28 protein-coding genes are annotated in these 25801 nt (G+C 49.8%); 8 read left to right on the top strand and 20 right to left on the bottom strand.

The annotated features are described in order from the left end of the window. Window positions 1–2 precede the first annotated feature (2 nt). From tmcC (AB1552_10380) to AB1552_10365, 4 genes are all read right to left on the bottom strand, one after another. The gene (gene tmcC, locus AB1552_10380) at window positions 3–677 is read right to left on the bottom strand and encodes a TmcC family electron transfer complex membrane anchor subunit (protein MEW6054174.1); all 675 of its coding nucleotides are present in this window, start codon (window positions 675–677) and stop codon (window positions 3–5) included. A 15-nt stretch (window positions 678–692) separates the two neighbouring features. Beyond that, a complete protein-coding gene (gene tmcD, locus AB1552_10375; GenBank protein ID MEW6054173.1) occupies window positions 693–1949 on the bottom strand; it encodes an electron transfer complex subunit TmcD in 1257 nt (418 codons plus the stop codon). A gap of 387 nt (window positions 1950–2336) precedes the next feature. After that, window positions 2337–3452 carry a hypothetical protein gene (locus AB1552_10370; protein ID MEW6054172.1) on the bottom strand — a complete coding sequence of 372 codons (1116 nt, stop codon included), beginning with the start codon at window positions 3450–3452 and terminating at the stop codon, window positions 2337–2339. A 54-nt stretch (window positions 3453–3506) separates the two neighbouring features. Further along, window positions 3507–4667 carry an FAD/NAD(P)-binding oxidoreductase gene (locus AB1552_10365; protein MEW6054171.1) on the bottom strand — a complete coding sequence of 387 codons (1161 nt, stop codon included), beginning with the start codon at window positions 4665–4667 and terminating at the stop codon, window positions 3507–3509. Between the two features lie 274 nt (window positions 4668–4941). Between AB1552_10365 and AB1552_10360 the strand changes: the two genes are divergently transcribed. From AB1552_10360 to AB1552_10325, 8 genes are all read left to right on the top strand, one after another. Further along, window positions 4942–5103 carry a hypothetical protein gene (locus AB1552_10360; GenBank protein ID MEW6054170.1) on the top strand — a complete coding sequence of 54 codons (162 nt, stop codon included), beginning with the start codon at window positions 4942–4944 and terminating at the stop codon, window positions 5101–5103. A gap of 96 nt (window positions 5104–5199) precedes the next feature. Continuing rightward, window positions 5200–5571: a TusE/DsrC/DsvC family sulfur relay protein gene (locus AB1552_10355; GenBank protein ID MEW6054169.1), complete on the top strand. Its 372-nt coding sequence runs from the start codon at window positions 5200–5202 to the stop codon at window positions 5569–5571. Next, window positions 5561–5914: a TusE/DsrC/DsvC family sulfur relay protein gene (locus AB1552_10350; GenBank protein ID MEW6054168.1), complete on the top strand. Its 354-nt coding sequence runs from the start codon at window positions 5561–5563 to the stop codon at window positions 5912–5914. The genes AB1552_10355 and AB1552_10350 overlap by 11 nt, the downstream gene beginning before the upstream one ends. Before the next feature lie 82 nt (window positions 5915–5996). Further along, on the top strand, window positions 5997–6746 hold the full coding sequence (locus AB1552_10345) for a radical SAM protein (GenBank protein MEW6054167.1): 750 nt from the start codon (window positions 5997–5999) through the stop codon (window positions 6744–6746). A gap of 326 nt (window positions 6747–7072) precedes the next feature. Continuing rightward, window positions 7073–7828 carry an N-acyl homoserine lactonase family protein gene (locus AB1552_10340; protein ID MEW6054166.1) on the top strand — a complete coding sequence of 252 codons (756 nt, stop codon included), beginning with the start codon at window positions 7073–7075 and terminating at the stop codon, window positions 7826–7828. Between the two features lie 140 nt (window positions 7829–7968). Then, entirely contained in the window at window positions 7969–8457 is a 489-nt protein-coding gene (locus AB1552_10335) for an OsmC family protein (GenBank protein ID MEW6054165.1), read from the top strand. After that, window positions 8450–9634, top strand: coding sequence for a DUF1343 domain-containing protein (locus tag AB1552_10330; GenBank protein MEW6054164.1), 1185 nt, complete (start codon window positions 8450–8452; stop codon window positions 9632–9634). The genes AB1552_10335 and AB1552_10330 overlap by 8 nt, the downstream gene beginning before the upstream one ends. 42 nt (window positions 9635–9676) lie before the next feature. Next, window positions 9677–11653, top strand: coding sequence for a phosphotransferase (locus AB1552_10325; protein MEW6054163.1), 1977 nt, complete (start codon window positions 9677–9679; stop codon window positions 11651–11653). Here the strand turns inward: AB1552_10325 and AB1552_10320 are convergent. From AB1552_10320 to AB1552_10245, 16 genes are all read right to left on the bottom strand, one after another. After that, a complete protein-coding gene (locus AB1552_10320; protein MEW6054162.1) occupies window positions 11637–12092 on the bottom strand; it encodes a hydrogenase maturation protease in 456 nt (151 codons plus the stop codon). The two genes, AB1552_10325 and AB1552_10320, sit on opposite strands and share 17 nt — an antisense overlap. A gap of 65 nt (window positions 12093–12157) precedes the next feature. Beyond that, window positions 12158–13384, bottom strand: a complete 1227-nt coding sequence (gene nrfD / locus AB1552_10315) for an NrfD/PsrC family molybdoenzyme membrane anchor subunit (protein ID MEW6054161.1) — start codon at window positions 13382–13384, stop codon at window positions 12158–12160. Then, on the bottom strand, window positions 13356–14300 hold the full coding sequence (locus tag AB1552_10310; GenBank protein MEW6054160.1) for a 4Fe-4S dicluster domain-containing protein: 945 nt from the start codon (window positions 14298–14300) through the stop codon (window positions 13356–13358). The genes nrfD and AB1552_10310 overlap by 29 nt, the downstream gene beginning before the upstream one ends. An 82-nt stretch (window positions 14301–14382) precedes the next feature. After that, window positions 14383–14517, bottom strand: a complete 135-nt coding sequence (locus AB1552_10305) for a hypothetical protein (protein MEW6054159.1) — start codon at window positions 14515–14517, stop codon at window positions 14383–14385. A 13-nt stretch (window positions 14518–14530) separates the two neighbouring features. Continuing rightward, window positions 14531–16120, bottom strand: a complete 1590-nt coding sequence (hmcA, locus tag AB1552_10300) for a sulfate respiration complex hexadecaheme cytochrome HmcA (protein ID MEW6054158.1) — start codon at window positions 16118–16120, stop codon at window positions 14531–14533. After that, a complete protein-coding gene (locus AB1552_10295; protein ID MEW6054157.1) occupies window positions 16098–17459 on the bottom strand; it encodes a (Fe-S)-binding protein in 1362 nt (453 codons plus the stop codon). Before AB1552_10295 ends, hmcA begins: the two co-directional genes overlap by 23 nt. 64 nt (window positions 17460–17523) lie before the next feature. After that, window positions 17524–18201 carry a TmcC family electron transfer complex membrane anchor subunit gene (gene tmcC, locus AB1552_10290; protein ID MEW6054156.1) on the bottom strand — a complete coding sequence of 226 codons (678 nt, stop codon included), beginning with the start codon at window positions 18199–18201 and terminating at the stop codon, window positions 17524–17526. A gap of 43 nt (window positions 18202–18244) precedes the next feature. After that, window positions 18245–19504 (bottom strand): electron transfer complex subunit TmcD, encoded by a 1260-nt coding sequence (tmcD, locus tag AB1552_10285; protein ID MEW6054155.1) that lies wholly within the window; start codon window positions 19502–19504, stop codon window positions 18245–18247. Between the two features lie 118 nt (window positions 19505–19622). Next, window positions 19623–19919: a DUF134 domain-containing protein gene (locus tag AB1552_10280; GenBank protein MEW6054154.1), complete on the bottom strand. Its 297-nt coding sequence runs from the start codon at window positions 19917–19919 to the stop codon at window positions 19623–19625. Window positions 19920–19964: 45 nt separating this feature from the next. Next, on the bottom strand, window positions 19965–20465 hold the full coding sequence (locus AB1552_10275; protein ID MEW6054153.1) for a (Fe-S)-binding protein: 501 nt from the start codon (window positions 20463–20465) through the stop codon (window positions 19965–19967). A 21-nt stretch (window positions 20466–20486) separates the two neighbouring features. Beyond that, the gene (locus AB1552_10270) at window positions 20487–21299 is read right to left on the bottom strand and encodes a (Fe-S)-binding protein (protein MEW6054152.1); all 813 of its coding nucleotides are present in this window, start codon (window positions 21297–21299) and stop codon (window positions 20487–20489) included. Then, window positions 21293–22546, bottom strand: coding sequence for an electron transfer complex subunit TmcD (tmcD, locus tag AB1552_10265; protein ID MEW6054151.1), 1254 nt, complete (start codon window positions 22544–22546; stop codon window positions 21293–21295). Before tmcD (AB1552_10265) ends, AB1552_10270 begins: the two co-directional genes overlap by 7 nt. 37 nt (window positions 22547–22583) lie before the next feature. Further along, complete coding sequence (locus AB1552_10260; GenBank protein ID MEW6054150.1) at window positions 22584–22952, bottom strand: CGGC domain-containing protein; 369 nt, start codon at window positions 22950–22952, stop codon at window positions 22584–22586. 111 nt (window positions 22953–23063) lie between these two features. Continuing rightward, window positions 23064–24119, bottom strand: coding sequence for a hypothetical protein (locus AB1552_10255; protein ID MEW6054149.1), 1056 nt, complete (start codon window positions 24117–24119; stop codon window positions 23064–23066). 95 nt (window positions 24120–24214) lie between these two features. Further along, the gene (hemB, locus tag AB1552_10250; GenBank protein ID MEW6054148.1) at window positions 24215–25186 is read right to left on the bottom strand and encodes a porphobilinogen synthase; all 972 of its coding nucleotides are present in this window, start codon (window positions 25184–25186) and stop codon (window positions 24215–24217) included. Window positions 25187–25308: 122 nt separating this feature from the next. Further along, window positions 25309–25653 (bottom strand): iron-sulfur cluster assembly accessory protein, encoded by a 345-nt coding sequence (locus AB1552_10245; protein ID MEW6054147.1) that lies wholly within the window; start codon window positions 25651–25653, stop codon window positions 25309–25311. Between the last annotated feature and the right edge of the window lie 148 nt (window positions 25654–25801).

The following is a 25801-nucleotide window of genomic DNA, read 5'->3' as shown; positions in this document are numbered from 1 at the left end:
GGTTACCAGTCTGTCCCTTTCCGGAATGCGATTTCAGATCCCAGATATGCCCTTGTCAAAAAGAAATAGAACATATGTCCCAATCTGGTAAAAGGTATCGCGATAAGCATACCTGCACCGGCAATTATATGGAGAATAACCATTATCTTATACGGAAGAAGCCATTGGTGATACGCAAGAAAACCGGTTATGAACGGGGCGAATGCGATAGCAAGAATAAGGTAATCGGAAGAAAAGGTAACGAATCTTACCTGCGGGGCAAGAATCCTTCTCAGGAAGAAGAAGACACAGGTGACAATGACAATGAGAGTCATGATATCAGCAAGACTTTCGGGGAGCGTCCACCAGGTTATGCCCCAGGATTCGTACCAGAGAACATTGTGGGAAAGCAGGAATATCGGGGTAAATACAAGGCATATGTGAAACGCAAAAGTCATGGTGGTCATCACCCAGCGCTTTCTCCAGTTCACGCTCCCGAAAGGGAGCACCCAGTGAACAATCGACCGCAGGCTGTATTTGATATCGAGAAACGGTATCACCACTTTTTCTTTTTTGGCGAGCAGATACAATTCCCTTATTTTGTATACGCTCCCGCCGATGAATACAAAAAATGCAATCCAGACCAGGGGGCCTCTGACGAAACTATACAGAGACGGATCTTTTATAAAGTCATACATGTCTTTCTCCCTGCCTTATATTTCGTTTACCGGAACGACTCTGCGATAATATTTTCCGCCCTCCACGCATCTGAACAACACCTTGCTGCCGTCAGGGCTGAAGACCGGATTCCAGAGCGCATCGTGTCCCTTTTTTCCTATCCTGCCGTCAACGACCATGTAATATTTTTTGTCCTTTTCCGCCTTTGCGATTACCTTATCTCCTCCGGGGGCAAATATGGGGTCCCATACCATGTCAAAGGTACTGGCCCATGGAGCGCCGTCAACTGCTATCGTCCATCTGTTATGCTCTTTCACAATTGCGGCAACTCTTTTGCTGTCAGGGCTGAAAAAAGGAGACAAGACAGTTTCATCCCATGTCCTGTTCCACGGGATACCGTCAACTGCTATCGTCCATTTCGCGAAATCTGTCGCAACAATCGCAGCCAATTTTTTTCTGTCATTGCTGTACTTCTGTCCCCACAACTGGAAAAAATCTCCCCATACCGGTTTGCCGTTTACGGCCAGCGTCCATACCGCTCCTCTTTTTACAGGCGCAATGACATCTGAGGTTCCCGGAACAAAAAGAGGCTCCCATACGCAGCCGAACGTCTGCTCCCATGGGGTCCCGTCAACCGCAATGGTAAAGGCACCCACATCCAGCATTACCTCCGCAGCAACCTTGCTCCCGTCAGGACTGAACGTGAAACTCCATACGCTCATGAAATTCCTGTCCCATGGCTCCCCGTTTACTGCAATGGAATAGATTCCTTCTGCAAACGCAAAGATATCTGCAACCTTGATTGATTTCGTCTGGACGTTGGCAGCGGTCTTCTGCCCGTCAGAACTGATAGCGAGGTTCCGTGCATCAGCAAACCTGTTTTCCCAGACGTTTCCGTTCAGGACAATCCCGTACGTATTGTCTTTCTTGCAGTTGGCTACCGCGCCTTTTCTGTCGGGAGTAAGCTGGAGATTCCATATTGTGTCAAATTTCTCTTCCCACATTTCATGATCAACTGCGACCGCCCATTCATAATCCCTGTACGCCAGGGAATAAAGCTGATTATCCATGTTGAATCTCAGGAACCAGAGACGTTCGAAGGTTTCTTCCCATGCTTCACCGTTCACGCACGTGGTAAATCTCTTGTCATCGGTTTCTACTACCGCTGCGATTTTTTCGCCGTCATCGCTGGCGACCAATTCACGGACTGCGTGGAATGTCTTCTTCCACTGATTTATGTCCGCTACTTTCTTTTGACCTGTATCCCAATCCCACTCCGCTATATCCGCCATTTGTCGTATAGTGAAACCTCCTTTTCATAAAATTGGAAATGCTAAATATATTTTTAGAAAAATTGTACATATAGTTTTACTCTTTGTCAAGATATTTTTAGTAGATAAATTAAAATTATTTTTATATGTTAATTAAAATTGTAAATTTAGGTTATATATTTTCATGCTGAATGCGGAAAAACTGCTCAGAAGACCCGCCCCATACCATCCGATGTTCGCTTATATACAGGGTTACGAGCTTGAATCGACGTGCTTTGTTATCATTACTATAGAGCCGGGTCCGGTCGAGCTTTCCCGATCATGGTGTGGGCATTTGATGTAAAAAAAAACCCTGCAGTATTTCTGCAGGGTTTTTTAAATTCCAGTAACAGAGGGCGGTGGAAAAAACTATCCGACTTCCTTCTGTGCCTCTGCCAAGCTCCTTGGCAGATATTTTGCGAACTTGGTCAATATCAAAAGACCTTTTTGTACTTCCGGGTCCATGACAGCGGTGATGAGATTCTTGATTCCGGGTTTCACGGGATTGCTTCTGATATCCTGCAACGCAGTAATGGCACACTTGTCGATTCCTCTGATCATGAAGTTCATTTCTTTTGACACCATCAGCTTTGTCACCACGTCAAGTATGCCTGTCTTTCCGAACTCATCGAGAAAATCAACGAGTTTTTCAAACATCGCCATCTGCTCCCCAAGCTTATTAAGCATGCCCGGGATCTCCTGCTTCCCCAACAAGTCGAGAAGGATAATCAGTACGGGAATATCATCCCCGAGCTTCATAATCATCTCAAGTGTCTCTTCGCGTTCGTACTTCTCCCTCAGTTGAGTTATTGTCGGAGAGATGTCATGAGTAATTTTGTCGACAGCGGGAAGCATATCTTCGACCAGTCCTTTACCGACCGGGATCAAGCTCATCAGCTGCAGGAACAGCGGGATGTTGTCGCCCACCTTCTTCAGCAGGGCCAATGTTTCCTCCCGCTCGAACCGCTCACGCATGTCCTTGATGACCGGCGATGCGTCGTCAACGATCTTTTCCACCGCAGGCATCAGGTCCGCAAGCATTCCCTGTCCGATCTTCATCATGTCGAACAGCTGCAGGAACAGCGGGATGTTGTCGCCCACCTTCTTCAGCAGGGCCAATGTTTCCTCCCGCTCGAACCGCTCACGCATGTCCTTGATGACCGGCGATGCGTCGTCAGCGATCTTCTCCACCGCAGGCATCATGTCCGCAAGCAGCCCCTTCACAATCTTCATCATCTCGAAAAGCTGCAGGAATGTCGGGATGTTGTCGCCTACTTTACGGATCAGTTCAACGGTTTCATCACGCTCATATTTCTCTCTTAAGTCCTTTATGGTCGGATGTAAATCCTTCGAAATCTTCTCTAGGGCCGGACTCAGGTCAGCGAGCAGATTCTCTACCATGTGGAATTTGCTGTATATCTCATTAACCTGGGCAGCCATCTTTTCGTCGCCATTTGACGGTTTCAGCGTAGGTTTCTCTGCCATCTTAGCTCCTTTAAAAAAAATTTGTCACTTGTTAAAAAATCAGCTAATGACGGCCTACATTAAGCCCGGCATCATGAGATTCCAGTAAAGGCCTCTCAGCATATATACCTTGAGCACCCAGTTGATATAGCTTTCCTGCGCTGCTGATATGCTCTCGGTGTAGTTGAAGTGCGCAAACATGACTCTCTTGTCCCTGGTCAGAATCGGGCATATGATCTCACCATCATAAATATCCTTGTCAGACATCGGTTCGCCCTTAATCAGCGAACTCAGCCTGTTCGATAATATGGCTGCCTGCTTTCTTGCACCGGATGCTGTCTTCGATGTCGGAAAATCTGAAGCATCACCGAGAGTAAAAATATTGGCAGCATGTTTGCTGTTCATCTTGAATTTATCCGCCGCGACATAGCCGGAGGCATCCCCGATTCCTTCAGATTCCTGAATAACCTGCTCGCCTTCGTGGGAAGGAGTAAAGCAGCAGAGGTCATACCGCAGTTCTCTTCCGTCATAGCCTTTGATAATCTTTTTCTCGTGGTCGATCTCTGCGGGGACATAGTTTGCAACAACCTCAATATCCCTGTTTTCAAAAATCTTGCTCAGCTTTGACGCATACGGCTCTCTCGAAAAACTTTTCGGCATCGGGCTTGTGATGATGAATCTGAATTTATCCCTTTTCCCCATCCTTCTCATCGTGTCTTCAGCCATCGCGATGAATTTTATCGGAGCAGCAGGGCATTTGATCGGGAGGTCGGTTATCAGGGAGACGATCGTGCCCCCATCGATATTCTTAATGGCATCCCTCATCTTCAGAGCACCGTCAAAGGTATAGAACATGCCGAAATCACCGCCTTTATCGAGCGCCTCTTTTGCTCCTTCCGGTTCGCCATACACATAGGTTGCGCCTGTTGCGATGACAAGATAATCGTACGATAATTCTCCGTGCTCTTTTGTCACCACCTTGTTGTTCTGTGAATCTATCTTCAACGCCTCGTCGAAAATAAGATTAATACCATCCAGGAACTGGTCCCTCGTCGGTCTTATCAGGTCTTCCGGTTCCACAAGATCAAAGCAGAGAAGTGTATACCCGGGCTGATAGAGGTGTTTTTCGCTTCTTTCGATAACTACGATCTCCAGTTCATCCTTGTGAAACTTCCTTCTCATCTTGTTCGCAATCATTGTACCAGCACATCCGCCGCCTAAAACTAACAGTCTCATTTCATTTACCCCCTGTTTGATATTTAAATCTGATGGTTAACCAGGCTTATATAGATTAAATAGATTAATTCTAATGAGGGTGTTTGTCAACGTAAATTTTTGCTTTTAAAATACATTATATTTATAATTTTACGCCAAAAATTATCCGGGAACTCATCAACCCCTCTGTGTCCGTATGGCAACATTTAAACATACAATCGCTAGGTTTGTAAGACTTATTTCTTCCGGCACTGATGATGAGTTATTTATCAGTCGATACTCAGGGACCTGCTGAATGGCACCTCCTGAAAAAGACCGAAGTTGCAAGGGACAGCAGGAAGATACCGGGAAGCTGACACAGCGGTTTTCCCGGTATCTTTTCCATGTATTTCACTGTGCGGTGATGAATCCCGCTATCTGCCCCCTGAATGCAAAAACACTTTACGGATGCGGATAATACCAGTATGCAACCCCTTTATAAAAAAAGCTTGATTTTGATTTGCATATTAACTATAATTTTGATTATCAATATAATTATAAATTAATAATATATATGTCACCGATATCATTCAGGCCATCAGGCATCCAGAAAATCAATTGCGACGGGATCGTCTTTCATGTTGACGATCAGGGGTTTCTTCTGAACCCTGCGGACTGGAACGAATTTGTCGCATGCGCCCTTGCAAAAAAAGAAGGGAAAAAGGAACTCTCCCCTGTCATGCTGGGCATTCTGTATTTCATCAGAGACCACTATCAGAATAAAAACTCGTTTCCGTCTCTCAGTTTCGTTGCCCGAAGTCTCGAAAAACCGACAGGAAACGTCATGGCAATCTTTGGAAATCATGCAACAGCATGGAAAATAGCCGGACTTCCTCAGCCAAAAGAACCCCTATCCGGCATACATAATTATGAACATGGAAGATAAATTTGATCAACAACAGACAATCCACTGTGAAGGAATTGAGTTCAAGATAGACAACGAAGGATATCTTCTGAATCCGGACGACTGGAATGAATTTGTGGCGTGTGCTCTTGCAAAAACTCTCTTCAAAAAAGAAATAACCCCCGATATGCTGGAGATACTCTATTTCATACGAGGATATTACAAGCAAAATTATATTTTCCCTTCACTCACCATGGTCGCCAAGAGCATGCACAAGTCGACCGGAAGTGTTCTCAGGCTTTTCGGCAGCCATGCGGTGGCATGGAAAATGGCGGGTCTTCCTCAGCCCAAGAAAGAGCTTTCCTATCTGCTCGGCGGATTATGATGAAATAATTTTATAGTGCAGCGAGCCTGGCTCGATGCCCTTATCCCGTAAGCCGCACAACACTCTTTTTTAAGGGGACAGCATGAAACAACCCCAGAAGCCGTTTGATCCTGTCGCTCTCTCTTTATCCCTTGCTGAGGCAGTCTGCAAAAACTCCGGCATGAAATATACTGTCTTCTGCCGTTCCGGGCCCCACGGAGGGATATCCACAGGGTACTCTGCAGGCTGCTGTCTCAGATGCATCTTCTGCTGGGCTGACCAGTCAAGGGATGATCCCGAAAAATTCGGCAGATTCTATTCTCCGGAAGAGGCACTTGGGGAACTCTTGAAATATGCCAATCCGAAGGGAGTAAAAAGACTGAGGTTGTCAGGTGGTGAACCGACTGCCTGCCGTGATCATCTCTTCGGTCTTCTGGATGCCATGCAGGGAACGGATTCCATACTCACTCTCGAAACAAACGGCATTCTTCTCGGTGCTGACGAGGAATATGTGAAGAGGCTGAGCAAATTCAATCAGTTCCATGTCAGGGTATCCGTAAAAGCAGGGACAGCAGCAGGATTTCAAAGGATCACCGGCGCACATGGAGAGTTCTATCAGCTTCCTTTCAATGCCGTGAGTTCTCTTATAAAATATAAAATGTCTTTTCATGTGGCATCCATGACCGACACACGAATCATGCCGGCTGATGAAAAATCGGCTCTTGCAAAAAAATTGGCAGAAACCGGCTACAGGGATTTCCTTGAGGAAGAAACCTGCATTCCCCAGCCGGATACAATCAGAAGGCTCAAAGAGGCCGGCTTCACCGTGTTCAGTGAGGAGTGGATCGCCTGACCCTTGGTATCAATAATGCACTGAACTGCAGCGCGGGGAATCTCTGAATCAGCAGGTCCGTTACTGTCAGTCGCGCCAATCAATCATCAAACAATACCGCTTGTTATGTTTTATACTATTAGGAGAGGTCTGTGTATATTGAGTGATATAGTACCCAGTTCCAGCGATACGCATAGTCATTGCGAGTGTAATGAAGCAATCTCGCTTTATCATCTGAGATTGCCACGCTCCGAATGCTTTCGGGGCTCGCAATGACCTGTTTGCCAAACGTTTGAGTTGTTTATCGCTGGATCTGGGCATTAAATAAACTGTCAGAAGGAGAAATCATGGGAAATCCGGTTCAGTACAGAATTCATCCGATCGTGATGGGGACTAAGGCATTTGATAAGGGGATGATGACTTATCAGCATGACTACGGGCAGCCTTACACTATTCCCATCTACTGCTGGTATCTCGAAGGCAGCGACAGGAAAATCCTTGTGGATACGGGAGAGATGAGCCCGCTGCAGTCGCAGGAAAGGGAAAGCGCGATCGGCGGCAGGATTTATACGTTCGAAGAAGGGCTTGCGCGCTGGGGACTGAAACCTGAAGATATCGATATCGTAATCCATACGCATCTGCATAATGACCACTGCGAAAACGATGACAAGTGCGTGAATGCCGAGATCTATGTCCATGCAAAGGAACTGGAACGGATACACAACCCTCATCCTCTGGATTTCCGCTATAATGAGGATTTCATTGCAGACGTGGAAAAGAAAGGGCAGGTCAGAACGCTCACGGGAGATGCGGAAATCGTCCCGGGAATACGGGTTATGCATACCCCTGCGCATACCGAAGGCGGGTTGACGGTCCTGGTCGATACCGCCGGGGGAACAGCTGCCATAACCGGGTTCTGTCTCATCATGGAAAACTTTACCCCGCCGCCGAGGATACGCGCGATGGAAATGGAGGTCATTCCGCCGGGCACTCACGTCAACAGTTATGAGGCATACGACATCGTAATGAAAGTGAAGGAGATGGCCGATATCCTGATTCCGCTCCACGAGCCCGGGTTTGCTTCTGTGGATACCATTCCGTAAGACAGCAGACTTTTTCCATTAAGACCGGGTTTCCTTCACAGAGGGGGCAAATACGGTGCGCATCCCTGCATTCCCTTTCTGTCCGCTATAATAGGTACGCATAACATCGGAATGAATCTTATGAAAAGGAGAAATATCGAATGGAGGCAAGAGATCTCGAAGGTACTGATACCGGGCTGGAACAATCCCTGACCGGTGAAGGATATAAGGAAAACGTGGCGAATATCAGCAGGGGAATTCTTACGTGGGAGAAAGACCTGGTGTTTACCGCCAGAATACGGGGATACGCGATAGACTTCGACGCAGATGCGAAGGAAGGATGCATACCGACAGACAGTCTCCTCATGAGTCTGCCGGGTTGTCTGGGAATAGACATGGTCTTGTTCCTGAAAAAAATGAAAATGGAAATCACCAGGTTCGATATCGAAACCATCGGGGAGAGAAACCCTGTGCCGCCGAAATATTTCACGGCAGTACATATGAAGATCCGGATAGCAGGCAAAGGCATTACTCCCAAAAAGCTCGACCGCGCAATTTCACTCTCACAGGAGAAATACTGCTCTGTGCACCATTCCCTCCGGAAAGACATGAACATTACTGTAAGTTATGTGATTGAAGACAATGACTGAACAACCGGTTCTGGCAGGTATCGATCTGTGTGAAAAAAAATGGCCCCGTTCCCTGAAAGGCTGCCGCGCCGGACTTCTTGTCCATCCGGCCTCTGTGAACAGGCGGCTCGCACATTCTGTTTCGGTGCTCATGAAATCAAAAAAAATCATGGTTAAAGCCCTTTTCGGGCCGCAGCACGGAATCAGGGGAGAAACGCAGGATAACATGATCGAATGGGAAGGCTTCACCGACAGACAGACAGGGTTACCCGTATTCAGCCTTTACGGCCGTATCCGCAAGCCTGAACCTTCGATGCTGAACAATTTCGATGTCCTTATCATTGACCTGCAGGATGCAGGTTCGCGATATTATACCTTCATCTGGACGATGGAACTCTGCATGCAGGCCTGTATGGTAGCGAAGAAGTCACTGGTCATTCTGGACAGGCCGAATCCAATCGGCGGGCATCTCACCGAGGGACCTGTCCTGGATATGTCCTTTGCATCGTTTGTGGGACAGCGCCCTTTGCCGGTGCGCCACGGGATGACCGCCGGAGAAATCTGCGGGTACTTGCGCAAAGAATGGTATCCTTCGCTGGACTTTCATGTGATCCCGATGCATGGTTGGCAAAGGACGATGTGGTATGAGGATACCGGGCTTCCGTGGGTCATGCCTTCGCCAAACATGCCGACCCCGGATACTGCGCGCGTTTACCCCGGCATGTGCCTTCTTGAAGGAACTGAACTCAGCGAAGGGAGGGGAACGACAAGACCTTTTGAGATATTCGGCGCTCCGTTCATAGACCCCGACAGACTTGTCACGCTGCTCATGGAATACAGGCTTCCGGGTGTAGTCTTCAGGCCGGCTTTTTTTCAGCCGGCGTTTCAAAAACATGCGGGCAGATTGTGCGGCGGCGCCCAAATACATGTTACGCAGAAAGAGAGATTCAAACCCTTCAAGACCGGTGTTGCCATACTGAAAGCGACACATGATCTGTATCCTGATCAATTCGCATGGAAAACGCCCCCGTACGAATATGAGACGGAAAAGATGCCGATCGATATCCTTGCAGGCACTGACAGACTCAGGAAGGATATTGCACGCGGCGAGACGCTTGAAGAAATGGAAGCATGGTGGCAGGAGGAGTGCAGAAATTTCCGCAAAAATACCCGGGAGAAGTATTTGTTCTATGCCTGAAGATAACGCTTTCGATTGGGTGATATTCAGAGAAATCTTGGTATGAATGTCTCAGCATTCATCCTTGCTGCCGGTTTGGGTAAACGTCTGAGGCCGGTCACCGATCTTATTCCGAAACCGTTGCTCCCCCTGCTCGGCACACCTGTACTTGAAAGGATCCTCGAAAAAATATCAGCCCTGCCGGTAACGAATATAGGGATAAACCTCCACCATAAAAAACCGCTTCTTGAGAAGTGGATTGCAGAGTCTCCCTTCAACAAAATGCTTGTGTGCTTTCCGGAAGACCCGATCCTGGGGACCGGAGGCGCATTGAAAAACGCAGGCGGGTTCCTGAAACAGTCAGCGTTTCTTGTGCACAACGGGGATATCGTATCCGACATTGATCTTGAGAAACTCTTTGCCTTCCATCTGAATTCTGGGAACCTTGCCACTCTCGCCGTGCATACCCATCCGGAATTCAACCGTCTCGAGGTCAACGGGGACGGGATTCTTACAGGCTTTATCTCCTGCAGGAAATGGGCAGAGGGAGGATGGAAACCGGCCGCCTTTACCGGCATTGCAGTATACGAGCCGGATTTTCTCCAATTCCTGCCGGACGGGGTATCAAGTGTCGTTGATGCCTGGTTCAGGGCAATCGACGCAGGGAACAGGATCGGGACATTCGACGTGAGCGGCTCTTCCTGGAGTGACATCGGAACCCCGGCGTCCTATGTAAGGACTCTCTTTCAGGAGTTGAGAAAAAACGGCGAGTCGGTGTATATCCATCCTTCCGCAAAGAACTGCGCAGACGCAGCTATGGACGGGTATGTGGTGATAGAAAGCCAGGCGGTATTGCGTCGCGGCATATCGCTGCGCAACTGTGTCCTGCTGCCCGAAACAACCTTTCACGGTGTCCAGCAGGACGCTACCGCGTATGCGTCCGCCCCGGAGAGCGGAGGGGAAATACTTGAAAACTGCATTCTCGGTTCAGGCTTCCGGCTGAACTTCAGCGAAGAAGAGGTATTCGGAATCTCCGGAGAAGAAGCGATCCTGACAGGAACCGGCGGGTCTGACAGGCAGTACTACAGGATAAGGAAGAACGGCCGGACAGAGATTCTCATGCAGTGTTCTGAACACGATCCCGACTTCCTTCGGCACATTGAATATACCCGCTTTTTCCGGAAATACTCTGTGCCGGTGCCGGCATTGATCAGGGAACATGCTGACGGCAAAAGCGCTACCTTCGAAGACCTCGGTGACCTTTCCCTCTACAGCTGGCTGCGGTGTCCCCGAAGCAGGGAGAAAATAGACACCGTGTACAGGAAGGCAATCGATATCCTTGTCCTGCTCCATACATCAGTCACCGGGCATGTCGCAGAATGCCCTCCACTTCTGGAAAGGGTTTTTGACTACGGGCACCTGAGATGGGAAACAACCTATTTCCTTGAACGGTATGTTGCAGGAATCAGGAATATCAGACTCCGGAATCTTTCCGCGTTGAATGAAGAACTCCACAGACTTGCATTAATCACAGATTCATTTCCAAAGACTGTGATCCACAGGGATTTTCAGTCACAGAATATCATGATTACTCCGGGAGATGTCCCGGGACTCCTGGATTATCAGGGGGCAAGGGTCGGGCCTCCGGCCTATGATGTCGTTTCTCTTCTTTGGGACCCTTATTACCGTCTTGATGAAGTTGTGCGAGAATCCCTGCTGGATTATTATATTCAGAAGGGTTACTCCTCTTCTCCGGATGGAGAAAACGACTCACGGGGGACCGCTGGATATCTCAGAGTAATTTCTCAGGATGAAGCTACGCGTGAGTTGTCAGAAAGCGAATTCAGGGAAAGCCTCCTCTCCTGCCGGCTCCAGCGTCATATGCAGGCGCTCGGCGCATATGGTTTCTTGTCAGCGGTGAAGGGGAAAAACTATTTCCTTAAATATATTCCGGAAGGCCTGCGGCTGCTGAAACAGGATGCTATGCCTGTAAAGGACGAATACCCCCGGCTGTGGGAATTGATTACACAAGTCCTTTAATGAGGTCAACCGCAAGGGGTATCGCCTTTTCGACCGCGGGAGTGCACATGTCGGAAATCGTGGTAATGTCTTCTGCTTCAATGGCGATGATACGTATATCCTCCGCGATCATGCCGGGGAAGACCCTTTTCCCCAGCTCAAGCATTTCAGAGAAGTCCATATTGAGATGTGCTGAAAAGGAGTGTGCGGTCTGCCTGTCTCTAAAATCCTGGGGAGACAACTGATACACAGTGCCAGGGGCGCCCCCGCACTGAATCGCATCGACCAGAATAATCCTGTCGTATCCCTTAATTGCATCCAGGATATCAAGTCCTGTTAGCGCTTCCTGCAGATCAATATCTCCGCGCAGACGTTCCTTTCTGAGCGCCTCAATCACGTGCAGCCCTGCGCCGTCATCAGACCTGAGAGGGTTACCTATGCCAAGAACCAGTATTCTCACCCGTTTCCTCGCAGTCACTAACTTGTATATTCATAATCTTCTTCCTCAATACAGATGGGATGCGGTCAGTGTGATGATTCATAGTCCGGATGCTCATGCAGGATTGCCATGCGATTGACAATCCAGCGGAACGCAATGACCGCCATGGTAATGATGCCGACCGTGATGACCACTTCAGACCAGAGGGGGTAATACCGTTCCGGCGCATTCCAGTTAAAGGCGATGATCGAGGTATTGACCCGGTTGAGGACAATGCCGGTAATCGCAAGAAGGGCTGTCCATCTCGTGACTTTCGCATTGCGGTATCTGACCCCATAGGCAAAAAGAAATGCGGGAAGAAGCACGCATGCCAGCATTTCGAACAGGAACCAGAATCCATATGGTGTACTCAGGAGAGGCCAGGTATGCGCATGTGCCAGTCCGAGGAGCTTGAGGAAAAAATAGGTGAACAGCGCAGCTGAAGAGGCCTTTCCAAGGCTGATCGTCAGCCTGTCAAACCGGCCTGAATCAAAATGTTCAACCTTTTCTGTGAAAATTCGGCGGGTCAGTGCACTCTCAAAAATAACGATCGAAAGGCCGGCGATAATCGCCGATATCAGGAAATAAAGCGGAAGCAGTTCAGAATACCAGAGCGGATGCAGCTTGCCCGGCGCAATGAGAAACAATGCGCCAAGCGCAGACTGATGCCCTCCCGCAATAATGACCCCGAACACAGTCGCCCACACAGCCATTCTGCTGAACCACTGCCGGGCCTTTCTCATGTTGAGCCATTCCCACAATGCAGGGCTCCACTCCACGAAAAGCACCATGATATAGAGTGCGAAATGCCATGCGATGAGAAACATGATCGAAGACAGGCCGAATGAGACGACCATCGGATAAGGAAGGCGATAATAGCGGCCGAGGTCAAAGAGAAGCCCCAGAACTGCGAAGAGGTAGCCGAGCAGGCTCGTGAGAATGGCAGGCCTCACAAAATGATGGTATTCTTTCATGCCGAAAAGGTAATATGCTGTCCCTATGACCAGCCCTCCGGCAGCCAGTGCAATCCCGCTCAACACATCGATACCGATCCATATCCCCCATGGATTGGTATCAGAAAGATTGGTAGACGGGCCGAGTCCGTAGACCAGCCTGTAGATCATTACCGGGACAGAGACGATCAGGATCAGCGCTGCAATACCATTCGTGAGGGTAACACAGCTCTTCAGATATTCACGGAATGTCATTCCCATGAATATCTTTTTCCGGACCCAGGACGATGAATCAGCTTTTTCTGTCATGTTCTTCTGCATTTTTATCGTCTGCTGACACCCGGGTATCAGCGTTCTTTTTCCGTAATCGTGCAATTGCATGAAAGGCTGCAAAGACAAGCGGCCATGCAGCGACAATTTCGAGAACCTTCACCATAAACATAAACCCTTTGCCTGTATCCGGTATCGGCCTGGTGCCGAGATCCTGTCTCAATCCTATCTCTTCAAAAGGCACTGCAGACAGATAAAGCCAGCTTGTGCCTCCGACCTCATGCTCTCCGTACACGTAATCCACATATTTTTTCAGGTTGTTTCGTATCCTTTCATGTGCCACTGCAATCAGTTCTTTTCGTGGACCGAACCTGAGCGTTTCCGTGGGACAGACTTCAACACATGCCGGCAGACCGCCATCCCTGCGTATCCTGTCATAACAGAGCGTGCATTTGGTCACCCCCGGGCTCACCGGTTCGTGGTATTCATATGCAGGGATGTCAAAAGGGCACGCGATCATGCAGTAGCGGCATCCCACACAGACATCGGGATTGTAGATCACCGCTCCCCTTCCTGTTTTTGTGAATGCTTCCACAAAGCATGCTGAAACACAGGCGGGGTCCTGACAGTGCATACACTGTTTTTTTACATATACAGGCTCTGCATTCAGGGGATTGATGAACCTGTTCACAACGGTAAACGTATGCGCATGAGTGCGTCTGTAGGTCTCAAACACAGACTTGTTCTCATACGCCTTTATGGGCTGGTTGGGATTTTTGTTCCATTCATTGCATGCCCATTCACACTTTCTGCAGCCGTTGCAGAAGGTCGTATCGATGAGCACTCCATAGCCCTCTCCCCTGCTGTCAGGAGTCTGGCCAGCTCGCACCTTCGTGATAGAGCCGACAACTGCCGCACCTGCAAGCGCTGCGGACCTTATCAGAAAATTTCTTCTGCTGATACCCATTAATGCTCTCCGCCCTGCACTCTGGTGCGCCTGGTTCCTGTGCACAGCAGACTAAGCCTCGCACATTCCGGGACACACGGGTTCATATCCCCTCGTCTTCTTCCTCTGTCCTGTCAGTGCAGAGGAATCTGTAGAAGATGATAAAGACAAACAGAAAACCGACAGCGATCGCGTATTCATACCCCTTGCCGGAAAAAATCTGGTCTATGATATACATTCAGTCCTCCGGGTTAAAAAATATCATCCGGTCCTGTTTTTTTCGCCTTGTGACAGTCCTCACATCCCACCGCTCGTATCTTCATCTTTTCATGGCATGCCATGCACTGCCGGTGATAGACCGCAAGCAGCCTCGGCCTGTTCATGTCCTTCGGATCAAAAGTTACGGAATGGCAGTTCCTGCAATACGGCGGCTTATTCCGCGCTGCCTCCGCCCCTGCATCGCTCCTGTGATGGCAGCCCCTGCAGAGCGTCCTGACGTCCTGATGGAAATACGACGCCATCTTCGATTCATTCGATATGGCAGCCAGTTTCCTGATAATCCTGAGATGGGGAAACACTGCAGGCTCATATTCCTTTTCGAGCACGTTTACCGTTACTTTCTCAGGAACCTTCTCCGGGGTCAGTTCAGAAAGCGCACGCATTCCTGTCTGTACAGGAACCTCTCTTTTCCCGCTGTGGCATACCCCGCAGTACTCCCTTTGTTGGCCTTTCTTCTGCATATCCAGACCAGTGAGATGATGATGGCATCCCGCGCACTGCGTGTCCGCCTTTCTGGCATTGTGACATCCTGCACAACTGTAACCGGAAAATATGTCATGGTATGCATGTGCCGCAGAAATCCATGCGCCTTTCGAACTCCCCTTCGGCCCATGACACTCCCTGCATGCGCGTAATGTCTCATGATGGCAGCACCTGCAATGAGGGGTATTCTTTTCATGGAACGCATGGTCAAACTGCACTCCCTTCATCCTTCCATTTTCGCTATGAATAAGGTGTGTTTCAGGCTGGTCCCGGTCCGGACGCGACACCTTTGAAAGTTCTTCAATCGTCCTGTATCTGCCGGTATGGCACTGCGCACATGCAACAGGACCTGCCTTTGCGCCCTCCTTTGCACGATCCAGATGACAGTTGACGCACCGCGCATGAGAGACATTTCTGATACTGAGCCCCTTTGCAAGCGTCAGCTTTGTCTCTTCAGCCAGCGAAGGCCCTCTCTGTTCCTGTGCATCATGGCAATAATAGCAGGACTGCTCGGTTCCTTCCTCATAGACGAGTTCTTCATTGTAGCTGTGATGGCACAGGATGCAGCGCTTCTGAAGGCTCCTCACATGCTTCTCATGAGTGGTAAAATCAAAATCAACGCGTGGATATACAGTGCGCAGGGAATGCTTCTCTTCCGCATGACACTCCCCACAGCGCACAGGGCCCGCCTTCTTCTTTGCCTCGGTCATCCTGTTATGGCAGCCGATGCATTTTTTATGAAATCCATCCATGACATGTTCCCTGTTTCTGTCCATCAGCCTGAAAGGAAATGCGAAGATGAGATTGCCGTCATCAGTTCCCGGATGACAGGTGTCACAGCTTTCCTTTTCGGATGCCTCCACATGAAGTCCGTGGTCAAACAGCACACCCGGACGCTCCAGCCTCCCGAATATGTCTGCATGTGCAATTATCAGTCTGTCTTCCGGCTTCCCGTCATGTGTTTTTGTCTCTTCCCGGGAATAGGTGTCCCCTGTCAGCACCACAAAGAGTGCTGCACCAAAAAATGCCAGGATAATGGAGAAATACAGTATCCTCTTATACACCGCCCGTTCCTTCATTTTTTTGCTGCACCGCTCTCATTGCTTCGGGAACCTCCATGGTTTTCACTATCAATTCATTTGCAAACAGCACATGAAGTCCGAGCTTGTAGAAATCGCTCATCTCTTCGATTGTCTTGTGGCAGCTGTGGCAAGGGGCGATAACGATCTTTGCACCGGTTTCCCTGAACTGCCTGACCTTTATTCTCCCGCCCTCCATCCTGATGAATTTCCATGGCGGTCCGTAGTTGATCACTCCTCCGCCTGCACAGCAGCAGTAATTATGCTCCAGCTTCGGGGTCACCTCCCTAAAATCCTCGCAGGTTGCCCTGATGATATACCGGAGCATCTCTCCGAGTCCCCTGTTCCGCACAAAACTGCACGGGTCCTGCACCGTTACAGGCTCCTGGATTTTCCGGGCTATTCTGATCCTTCCGTCCCTGACAAGCTCGTAAAAAAACTGGATTGCGGACACATAGGGTACCGGCGGGGTTTTCCATCCGAGCCAGCGGGTCCCGTCGTAGACCGCAGCCCTGAATGCATGCCCGCATTCGCCTGCGAGGATTCTTCTGACCTTCAGACGGAACGCAGCCTCGAAATGCTTCCGTTCGATCATCCCCATGGTCTCGTAGTAACCTGCATGCATCGCCTGATTGGTATTTTCCCATCCGTCCGTGGACGGCATGGTCCAGTCAATCCCTGCCACATTCAGTATCCTTGCCATGTTGGCCAAAAGATGTGTCTTGAATGTAACCTCGTGGCTGTGGGGCGTATACATGTACTCGGCTCCCGTTTTGTCAAGGGGGATGCGGGCGTTGAGGATATCCATCCTGAGTTCTTCCTCGAGAAACTGGAGCGTATCCACATAGTCATCCTGGCCCACCCATGACTGCGTAAAGGTATGGATATGGCTGTTCGTATTGTCCTGGAGATACTGGGGTGCGACATTGAGGAGCCCGCAGATGCGGCGCACCAATGCAAGCAGGTACGCGATATCGATGCCGAAAGGACAGTACATGCTGCAGCGCCTGCAGAGATTGCATTCGGCAAAGGCAATCCTGGCATATTTCTTCACGGTTTCTCCGTCAGCCGGATGCTTCCTGCCCAATATGTCCCAAAGGGTCTGCCTGACTTTGCTGACCGGGGCATAGCTCGGGTCTCTCTTGTATGACAGGTAATAGTGGCAGGCCTCGGAGCAGAGCCCGCAGTGGATACAGGTCTCCACATACGTCCTCAGTCTCGCATCTGATTCCCTCTCAAGAACCCACCGCATAACCTTTTCGATCCTTTCGGGGGCAAGCCCTTTCGCCGTGTCATCCATACCGAGATCGGCGACGGGTTTTCGCTCAACCTTAAACACTCGTTACTCCCCGAAAAAACGATTCATCACTGATATGTTTCTGTATCATTATTAATAGTCCTTATTAATAGTCCTTCGAATGACGGACAGCCCCGAAGTCCGAACCGGTATATGCCCGGATAAGCCAGAAAAAGAGCATATGGCTCAATCTGGTAAACGGTATCGCAATCAGCATAATTTCCCCTGCAAGGATATGGATATTGAGCGCAAGCCTGTAATCAATCATGAGATGATGGAACGCCAGAAAACCTGTCACAAACGGAGCCGCAGCGATCGAGAGGATCACAAAATCTGAGGCGGACGTCACAAAACGGACTTCAGGCGAGACAAGCCTCCTGATCGCAAAAAACACGACGCACATGATGACAATGAAGGTCATTGCATCAGCGGTCCTTTCGGGAAGTGTCCACCACGCAATGTTCCATGATTCCTGTATGAGCATATTGTGCGCCAGAAGGAATACGGGGGTAAAGATGAGGCAGCCGTGGAACAGAAAGGTAATGATCGTCATCCATGGATGGTTTCTCATATTCGTGCTGGCAAACGGAATGATCCAGTGGAGGATGGAACGGAGGCTGTACTTCAGATCCATGTATGTATAAATGACTTTTGCGTTTCTTGAACGGTACACAAGGGAGATGACACGGTATGCGCTTCCACCGGTGAAAATAATGAACGCGAACCAGACCATCGGTCCCTTCAGAAATCTGTAGAACTCCATGCCTGTCAGAAAGTCATACATAAATATTTTTCATACCATTTCTTGCTCACCGCATCCCTTTTAATTAAATCTCTTCAACCTTCACCACTTTCCGGTAAAATTTCCCGTCCTCAATATAACGCATGAGCATTTTCGCGCCATCAGGGCTGAATACCGGCTCCCACATCTCTTCAAAGGTCCTCTGTCCGGCCCTTCCGTCAACCACGACCATATGCCTCCCGTTTTTTCTGGCTTTGGCAGCGACTCTCCTGCTGTCCGGACTGAACACAGGGTCCCATATCATGTCGAAATTCTCTTTCCATGGAATTCCGTCCACTGCAATCGTATATCTGTCCTTATCCTTCACGACTGCAGCGACTCTCCCGCTGTCCGGACTGAACGCAGGAAAAAGCACCGCGTCTCCGAACGTCATTTCCCATGGCAACCCGTCAACTGCAATCGTCCATACACCGAATTCAGGGGCAACAACCGCTGCGATGTGCTGTCCGTCAGGGCTGCACCTTTGCCCCCAAACCTGCGAGAACCTTTTTTCCCAGAGCAGCCTCCCGTTTATGGCAAGGGTCCACCCCTTCCCTGTTTTGACCGGAGCCACTGCATCTCTGTTCCCCGGTCTGAAGACCGGCTCCCATATTCCGGGGAATGACGTTCCCCAGATATTTCCATCAACCGCAACCGAAAAATCGAGGTGGTCCAGCTTCACCCCGGCTGCAATACTCGCACTGTCGGAACTGAAGGTCATGCCCCAGATTCCGAGAAAATGGCTGTCCCACGCCTTCCCGTCAACCGCAACAGTAAGTGCTTTCTCTGCGAAACCTGCTATGTCGAGAGTGGCAATCCTTTTCGTCTTAACCCGTGTTGCCGTACTCCTGCCGTTAGGGCTCATGACCAGATCCCGTGTTTCAACGAACCTGTGTTCCCATGTGTTGCCGTTCAGGGCAACACCGAACCCGTTGTCTTTCTTGATGTTTACCGCGATCCCCTCTCCGTCAGCACTGAAAGTCATATTCCATACAAAATCATATGTCTCTTCCCAGGGGGTCCCGTCGACGACAACAGTCCATTCGTAGTCACGGAGCACTGCACAGGCAAGCCGGTGATCAGGCAAAAATTTCAGTGACCATACCCTCTCATACGCCTCGCCCCAGATTTTTCCGTTCACGCAAGGAGCAACCTTCTGTTTCTCCTGCTCAACAACCGCTGCGACCTTTTCACCGTCATTGCTTACTACAAATTCCTGGACAACGGGAAATCTGTCCCGCCATTCCCTGACGTCAGAAACCATTTTTTCCGCGGTATCCCAGTCCCAGTGATTTTTTTCTGTCATTGTACAGTGAAGTGATTTCTTGAAAATCTATGATAGCACAGGTGCCCGGTGCCCGCACTCGCTTCCGTTTGCGGGTATTTCGCGACAATGCTGAAGAATGCATTGTTCTGGAACATCATCATGAAACAGGTGCCGACTGTCGTTTCTCTATGCGCAGTGCCCTGCCTTTCACCAGGCATTCTGCAACCTTTCTGCGGGCCTGTTCCAGAATTCTGCCGAATGTCTGTCGTGATATTTTCATCCTCCCAGCTGCATCCTGATGATAAAGCCCTTCATAGTCAGCAAGCCTGACGGCCTCGAACTCATCGATACTGAGAGAGACCTCTTCGAGTTCTGACAGAGGGATCGCCCTCGGCTTGAAATACGTCGCATGAGGTGTATATTTTACACACCTGCATTTTTTGGGTCTTGCCATGGATAATTATAGGCATATGCCCATAATTATGTCAATGAGGCGCACTCAGCCGGATACCCTGAGGGGCTCCGGGATCTCCATTGTTCTGACAAGCAGCTCACTGATGAAAATGACGTTCATGTCAGCGTGGTAATGATGCATCATTTCCTCTATGGTCTTATGACAGCTGTGGCACGGCGCAATCACGGTCTTTGCCCCTGTATCCCTGAGCTGTTTCATTTTCACGCGTCCGCCTTCCATCCTGATGAATTTCCAGGGAGGGCCGTAGTTGATCACCCCCGAACCCGCACCGCAGCAGTAATTATGCTCATACCGGGGGGTCACATCCCTGAAGTCCTCGCAGGTCGCCTCGATGATGGAACGGAGCATATCCCCCAGCCCCCTGTTCCGGACGATGCTGCACGGTTCCTGCACTGTAACAGGTTCCTGAATTTTCTTTGCGATCTTCAGTCTTTCGTCCCTTATAAGCTCATAGAAAAATTGCGTCGGCTGGAGATACTCCAGAGGCGGTTGCCTCCATCCTAACCACCGTGAGCCGTCATACACTGCGGCCCTGAATGAGTGGCCTCATTCACTGGTCATGATTTTTTTCACCTTAAGCCTCATGGCAGCTTCAAAATGCTTTTTCTCGACCATGGCCATTGTCTCGTAGTCTCCCATATGCATAGCCTGGTTGGTGCTGTCCCAGCCGTCGGCGGACGGCATCGTCCAGTCAACCCCTGCAACCGTCATGATTTTCGCGATATTCGACAGGATATTGGTCTTGAACTTCGTCTCAAGGCTGTGCGGGGAATACATGATCTCCGCGCCTGTCCTGTCAAGGGGGATGCGGGCGTTCCTGAGTTCCATCCTGAGTTCATCCTCAACAAACTGTACCGTGTCCACCCAGTCGTCCTGGGCAACCCATGCCTGGGTATAAGTATACATGTGGCTGTTTGCCTGATCCTGGAGGGCCCGGGGAACAACCTCCAGAAGTCCGCAGATACGCCGCACCAGTGACATCAGGTACGCGATGTCTATACCAAAGGGGCAGTACATGCTGCAGCGCTTGCAGAGATTGCACTCAGTAAAAGCTATCCTCGCATACCTTTTTATGCGTTCTCCGTCCATTCTGCCCTTATGCTTCAGCATGTCCCACAGGGTCTGTCTCACCTTGCTGACCGGTGCATAGGTGGGATCCCTTCTGTATGAGCGGTAAAAATGACATGCCTCCGAACAGAGACTGCAGTGGATGCAGGTCTCGACAAATGTCTGAAACCTCGGATCAGCTTCTTTTTCAAGGACCCATTTGATTACTCTTCCGATTTTTTCTGGGGTAAGGTTTCTGGCCGTTTCATCCATGCCCGGATCGGAAACAGGTTTCCTTCTGACCTCTAACATTGATATTCTCCGACCAGAGATATTCTCCGGTAATACCTGCCGCCTTCAATATATCTCAACAAGATCTTCTCCCCGTCTCCGCTGAACACCGGATCCCAGAGCATCTCATATGATTCGCTGCCGGTCTTTCCGTTTATCACCAGGAAGAACCTCCCGTTCTTTTCGGCCCTTGCAGCAGCTTTCCTTCCGTCCGGGCTGAAAAGAGGGTCCCATATCATGTCGAAATCCTTCTCCCATGGTTTCCCGTCTACCGCGATGGTATATCGGTTCTTCTCCTTCACGATTGCCGCAACCCTGCTTCCATCCGGACTGAACACAGGGAACAGCACCGCGTCACTGAACGTCCGTTTCCATGGCAGGCCGTCAACCGCAATCGTCCAGTCGCCGAATTTCGTTGCTACTACCGCAGCGATCCTCTCGCCATCGGGGCTCCATCTCTGCCCCCAGAGCTGGGTGAACCTCCGGTTCCAGATGATCTCCCCGTTTCTCGCAAGAGTCCACCCCCATTCCGTCTTTACCGGAGCGATAACATCTTTGCAATGGGGATGGAACACCGGTTCCCACACCTGGAGAAAACGCTCGTGCCATGGCTTCCCATCGACCGACACAGAAAATTCCATCCGGTCCGTCCTGATTCCTGCTGCTACCCCTGTACTGTCATTGCTGAAGGTCATACCGGAGACGCTCAGGAAATTGTCATTCCATTTCTCTCCGTTCACCGCAACTGATATGATCTTCTCTGCAAAACCGAAGATGTCCTGTTCCGCAATTCTCTTCACTTTTACACGTGATGCGGTTTTTCTTCCGTCAGGACTGATGGCGAGATCACGCGCTTCAGGAAATCTGTGCGACCAGGCTCTTCCGTTCAGAGACACCCCGAATTCGTTTTCCTCTTTGATATTCACCGCGATGTCCCTCCCTTCAGGGCTGAAGGTCATATTCCACACGTAATCATACCGCTGTTCCCACGGTACTTCATCCACCGCAACGGTCCATGCAAAATCACGCAGGACTGCACATGCGAGGCGGGCATCAGGGGTAAATCTGAGCGACCACGCCCTTTCATAGGTATCATGCCAGAGATCCCCGTTCAGACAGGGAGCAACCTGCTTTTGTCCGATTTCGACGACAGCGGCTATCTTTTCCCCGTCGCCGCTGACCGCCAGTTCATGTACGACAGGGAACCTCTCCCGCCATCCGGAAATGTCCGCAATACATTTCTGTTTAGTATCCCAGTCTTCTGACACGCTCATCTGCTATTCCACGCTTCATGAATACTCTGGGTTAATAGGGATGCGTCCCCATGATCACCTCTTTTTTGAAATTTGCCTCTATTTTATTCTTGAGATCCTCGAAATCGATCGGGCATTTCGCGGTTTTTGTTGCCTTCATCATGCAGGTCCCCAAATGAATCGCGTCAAAGTCCCTGTCGTAGAGTTTTCCCATATCCATCATGAGGGCTACCTTCGGCATAATCACCCCGGGGCAGCCGCCGCAGTCATCCATCCCGATAATCTCGATATCGTAATCCTTCCAGCGTTCGTACTCTCCGGCCTTCTCGGACACGCCTTTAAAACATTTCAGGCAGCCCCCGACACAACTGACTCCTTTTACATTCCTGCATGCAATGACTGCGATTCTTTTCTTTGCCATGAATTCCTCCCTTGCGGTATTCAGTCACACCTGCTTCATCAGATCTGATACGGTATCAGAGCAGCTTTCGTGCATTCCTGATCCATTCAAAGAACAGTCAATCAGATAATTTTACTTGCCCATCGGCATCGCCAGTTTTTTCATCTGTGTCTCAGACAGCGGGGTCCCGTATCCGGCATACTGAAGAAGCGGCTTCGGGGGATTCTTGATCGGAATCCATCTGCCGTCCCGGTAATCCTGATAGACAGAGTTATACGTTACCCCTTCAGCAACCGGGATCACTGCCTTTATATGCTTGAGTTCCCCGTTTTCGAGCCAGGTCAGATCCAGCGATCCTTTCAGCACCTGCCGGACAACCTCAGTAGCATGGCAATCATCGCATTTCCTGCCATCTTTCATAATGGAGTGGCTGTTCTGGGGCGCAAACATGAGAAAGGTTCTGTTTTCAGGAACGACATAGGTCTGCATGGTCGCGGAGGTAACCCTGCCGTTATAGTTCATGAGATAGACCCATCCGGAAAGCTTGATATCAACGCGCACGCGTTCATTCACCAGCGTGCCGATATGACAGTTCGTGCAACTGACTACATGCCGCACATGGCATGCGGTGCAGTCCAGTTTATCTCCATGTACAGTATGCGCAGTGCTCTTCCTCACCTCCTGATGACAATTCCCGCATCGTGCGTCAAGCGCCCCCTGCTGTTTCATGGATTGATATTCTGTTCCATCGCCGTGAACTTCTCTTGCCGTATGACAGTCCATGCACTGCATCTGCCTGATGACATGCACATCTGTCTGGTTTAAATCCTTGTCGATCTTCATGATTGTCTTTTCACGCTTGTGGCAACGGAGGCATATTTCCTGGTTTCGCGCCTCCTTCACTGAATACGCCTGTGCACTTCCGTTTCCTGTTTTATGACAGGTATCGCATGAAGACACATGGCAACTGATGCAGTCAAGCCTGTCACTGGTATACGGTATGCCGGTGAGAGTCTCCAGCCCGCCGTTCTTTTTGTCATACCAGTATGCCATCCCCCGTGTGGTGTAGTGCAGACTGGAAAGGTAAAAGCAGTCCTCTTTCGTCATCTCCCCGGGATACACTGAATGCACGCCAGCACTCCCTAACAGACAGGATATGCACAGCAGAAGGAGCAGTCTTAGTTTCATAAATAACCTCCGATTTAGTTTATATAATAATTATAATTTTATGTACAAGGTAATTGTAAAAGGAAAGCGATGGCGGGGTCAAGCAAAAATCTTGTTTACGCGTTCAGAATTTTTGCTGCTTCTTTCGCGAAATAGGTAAGAATCAGGTCTGCACCTGCCCTCCTGATCGAAGTAAGTATCTCCATCATGACACGCTGTTCGTCAATCCAGCCAAGCCTGCCGGCAGCTTTCACAAGTGAATACTCGCCGCTGACATTGTAGGCTGCAACCGGGATGTCAAAGGTATTTCTCACGTCGGAAATGACATCAAGATACGACAGGGCAGGCTTTACCATTACAATATCCGCACCTTCTTCGATATCGAGTGCAACCTCTTTCAGCGCTTCCCTTCTGTTTGCGGGGTCCATTTGGTAGGAACGCCTGTCGCCGAACTGAGGGGCTGACTCTGCAGCTTCCCTGAAAGGCCCGTAAAACGCCGACGCGTATTTTGCCGCATACGACATTATCGGGATTTCGGGCATTCCTTCTTCATCCAGTGCAATGCGAATTGCCTCAACCCTTCCGTCCATCATATCCGACGGGGCAACCATATCAGCCCCTGCCCGCGCGTGTGACACCGCCTCCTTTGCCAGAAGTTCGAGGGTCGGGTCATTCCGGACATCCCCGGATTCTATGATTCCGCAGTGGCCGTGGCTGGTATATTCGCACATGCAGACATCGGTAATGACGTAAAGGTCGGGGATTTTGTCCTTTATTGCCCTTACTGCCCTCTGCACAACCCCATGCTCGTCATATGCGCCTGATCCGGTTTCGTCCTTATATTCCGGAATGCCAAAAAGAAGCACAGAAGGGATACCGAGCGAATGGACTTCTCTGGCATGCCTTACAACCCTGTCAACCGATTCCTGGAAGCAGCCCGGCATCGATGAAATCTCTTTTTTCACGCCTTTGCCGAAAGTGACAAAAAGGGGATAGATGAAATTATCAGGAGAAAGTGACGTCTCACGCACCATTCTCCTGATCGCGGGATTCTTACGTAACCGTCTCGGCCTGTGGATTGGAAACATGTTTTTTTCTGTGGGTTATGACCTTCACCCTACCGGGGGAAAACAGGCGGGCGCCAGAAGCATTCCCTCCCCAATCCCCCTTTATCCCCTCCCGCAAAGGGAAGGGGTTTCGGAGCAAATTACTATCCGCAGGAGCTGCACCCTGAATTGTCGGTGCCGCATCCTGACGCGCCGGGATTGCATGAGGAAACTCCTCCGGTAAAGATAAATCCTTCTCCCTCCTCGCCGACATAGTAATCGAGCTCTCTTCCCTCGAGGGTATCCAGTGTCTGTTTATCCATATAGATCCTGAGGCCGTTCTTCTCCACAACCTCATCATGCGGCATTTTCTTTTCCTGCAGATCAAGTCCATAGGACGGACCACAGCAGCTTTGTCCAGCAACAAATATCTTTATGCCCCAGTCAGCTTTGCCTTCATTGGCCAGCACCGCCTTGGCCTTTTCCGCAGCCTTATCTGTAATTGTCATTCCTTCGTACCTCCAAAAGTATATTGATTTAGCATAGTAAATTGTATATAAAAAAAGCAAACCGGTAACAGCAAAATGATAATGTCCTTGAAATTCCCCGGGATTCTGCTACTATTGAATGAGGGTATTTTTCGTAATGCACCCATGA

Source organism: Nitrospirota bacterium (genome assembly GCA_040754395.1).
Taxonomy (GTDB): Bacteria; Nitrospirota; Thermodesulfovibrionia; order Thermodesulfovibrionales; family SM23-35; genus JBFMCL01.
The sequence above is the reverse complement of the archived record's forward strand: the minus strand, read 5'-3'. Positions and strand labels throughout refer to the sequence as shown.

Coding starts and splice junctions, on each gene's coding strand:
- tmcC (MEW6054174.1), bottom strand. CDS start 677: ATGTATGACTTTATAAAAGATCCGTCTCTGTATAGTTTCGTCAGAGGC.
- tmcD (MEW6054173.1), bottom strand. CDS start 1,949: ATGGCGGATATAGCGGAGTGGGATTGGGATACAGGTCAAAAGAAAGTA.
- AB1552_10370 (MEW6054172.1), bottom strand. CDS start 3,452: ATGGCAGAGAAACCTACGCTGAAACCGTCAAATGGCGACGAAAAGATG.
- AB1552_10365 (MEW6054171.1), bottom strand. CDS start 4,667: ATGAGACTGTTAGTTTTAGGCGGCGGATGTGCTGGTACAATGATTGCG.
- AB1552_10360 (MEW6054170.1), top strand. CDS start 4,942: ATGGCACCTCCTGAAAAAGACCGAAGTTGCAAGGGACAGCAGGAAGAT.
- AB1552_10355 (MEW6054169.1), top strand. CDS start 5,200: ATGTCACCGATATCATTCAGGCCATCAGGCATCCAGAAAATCAATTGC.
- AB1552_10350 (MEW6054168.1), top strand. CDS start 5,561: ATGGAAGATAAATTTGATCAACAACAGACAATCCACTGTGAAGGAATT.
- AB1552_10345 (MEW6054167.1), top strand. CDS start 5,997: ATGAAACAACCCCAGAAGCCGTTTGATCCTGTCGCTCTCTCTTTATCC.
- AB1552_10340 (MEW6054166.1), top strand. CDS start 7,073: ATGGGAAATCCGGTTCAGTACAGAATTCATCCGATCGTGATGGGGACT.
- AB1552_10335 (MEW6054165.1), top strand. CDS start 7,969: ATGGAGGCAAGAGATCTCGAAGGTACTGATACCGGGCTGGAACAATCC.
- AB1552_10330 (MEW6054164.1), top strand. CDS start 8,450: ATGACTGAACAACCGGTTCTGGCAGGTATCGATCTGTGTGAAAAAAAA.
- AB1552_10325 (MEW6054163.1), top strand. CDS start 9,677: ATGAATGTCTCAGCATTCATCCTTGCTGCCGGTTTGGGTAAACGTCTG.
- nrfD (MEW6054161.1), bottom strand. CDS start 13,384: ATGCAGAAGAACATGACAGAAAAAGCTGATTCATCGTCCTGGGTCCGG.
- AB1552_10310 (MEW6054160.1), bottom strand. CDS start 14,300: ATGGGTATCAGCAGAAGAAATTTTCTGATAAGGTCCGCAGCGCTTGCA.
- AB1552_10305 (MEW6054159.1), bottom strand. CDS start 14,517: ATGTATATCATAGACCAGATTTTTTCCGGCAAGGGGTATGAATACGCG.
- hmcA (MEW6054158.1), bottom strand. CDS start 16,120: ATGAAGGAACGGGCGGTGTATAAGAGGATACTGTATTTCTCCATTATC.
- tmcC (MEW6054156.1), bottom strand. CDS start 18,201: ATGTATGACTTTCTGACAGGCATGGAGTTCTACAGATTTCTGAAGGGA.
- tmcD (MEW6054155.1), bottom strand. CDS start 19,504: ATGACAGAAAAAAATCACTGGGACTGGGATACCGCGGAAAAAATGGTT.
- AB1552_10280 (MEW6054154.1), bottom strand. CDS start 19,919: ATGGCAAGACCCAAAAAATGCAGGTGTGTAAAATATACACCTCATGCG.
- AB1552_10270 (MEW6054152.1), bottom strand. CDS start 21,299: ATGTTAGAGGTCAGAAGGAAACCTGTTTCCGATCCGGGCATGGATGAA.
- AB1552_10260 (MEW6054150.1), bottom strand. CDS start 22,952: ATGGCAAAGAAAAGAATCGCAGTCATTGCATGCAGGAATGTAAAAGGA.
- AB1552_10255 (MEW6054149.1), bottom strand. CDS start 24,119: ATGAAACTAAGACTGCTCCTTCTGCTGTGCATATCCTGTCTGTTAGGG.
- hemB (MEW6054148.1), bottom strand. CDS start 25,186: ATGTTTCCAATCCACAGGCCGAGACGGTTACGTAAGAATCCCGCGATC.
- AB1552_10245 (MEW6054147.1), bottom strand. CDS start 25,653: ATGACAATTACAGATAAGGCTGCGGAAAAGGCCAAGGCGGTGCTGGCC.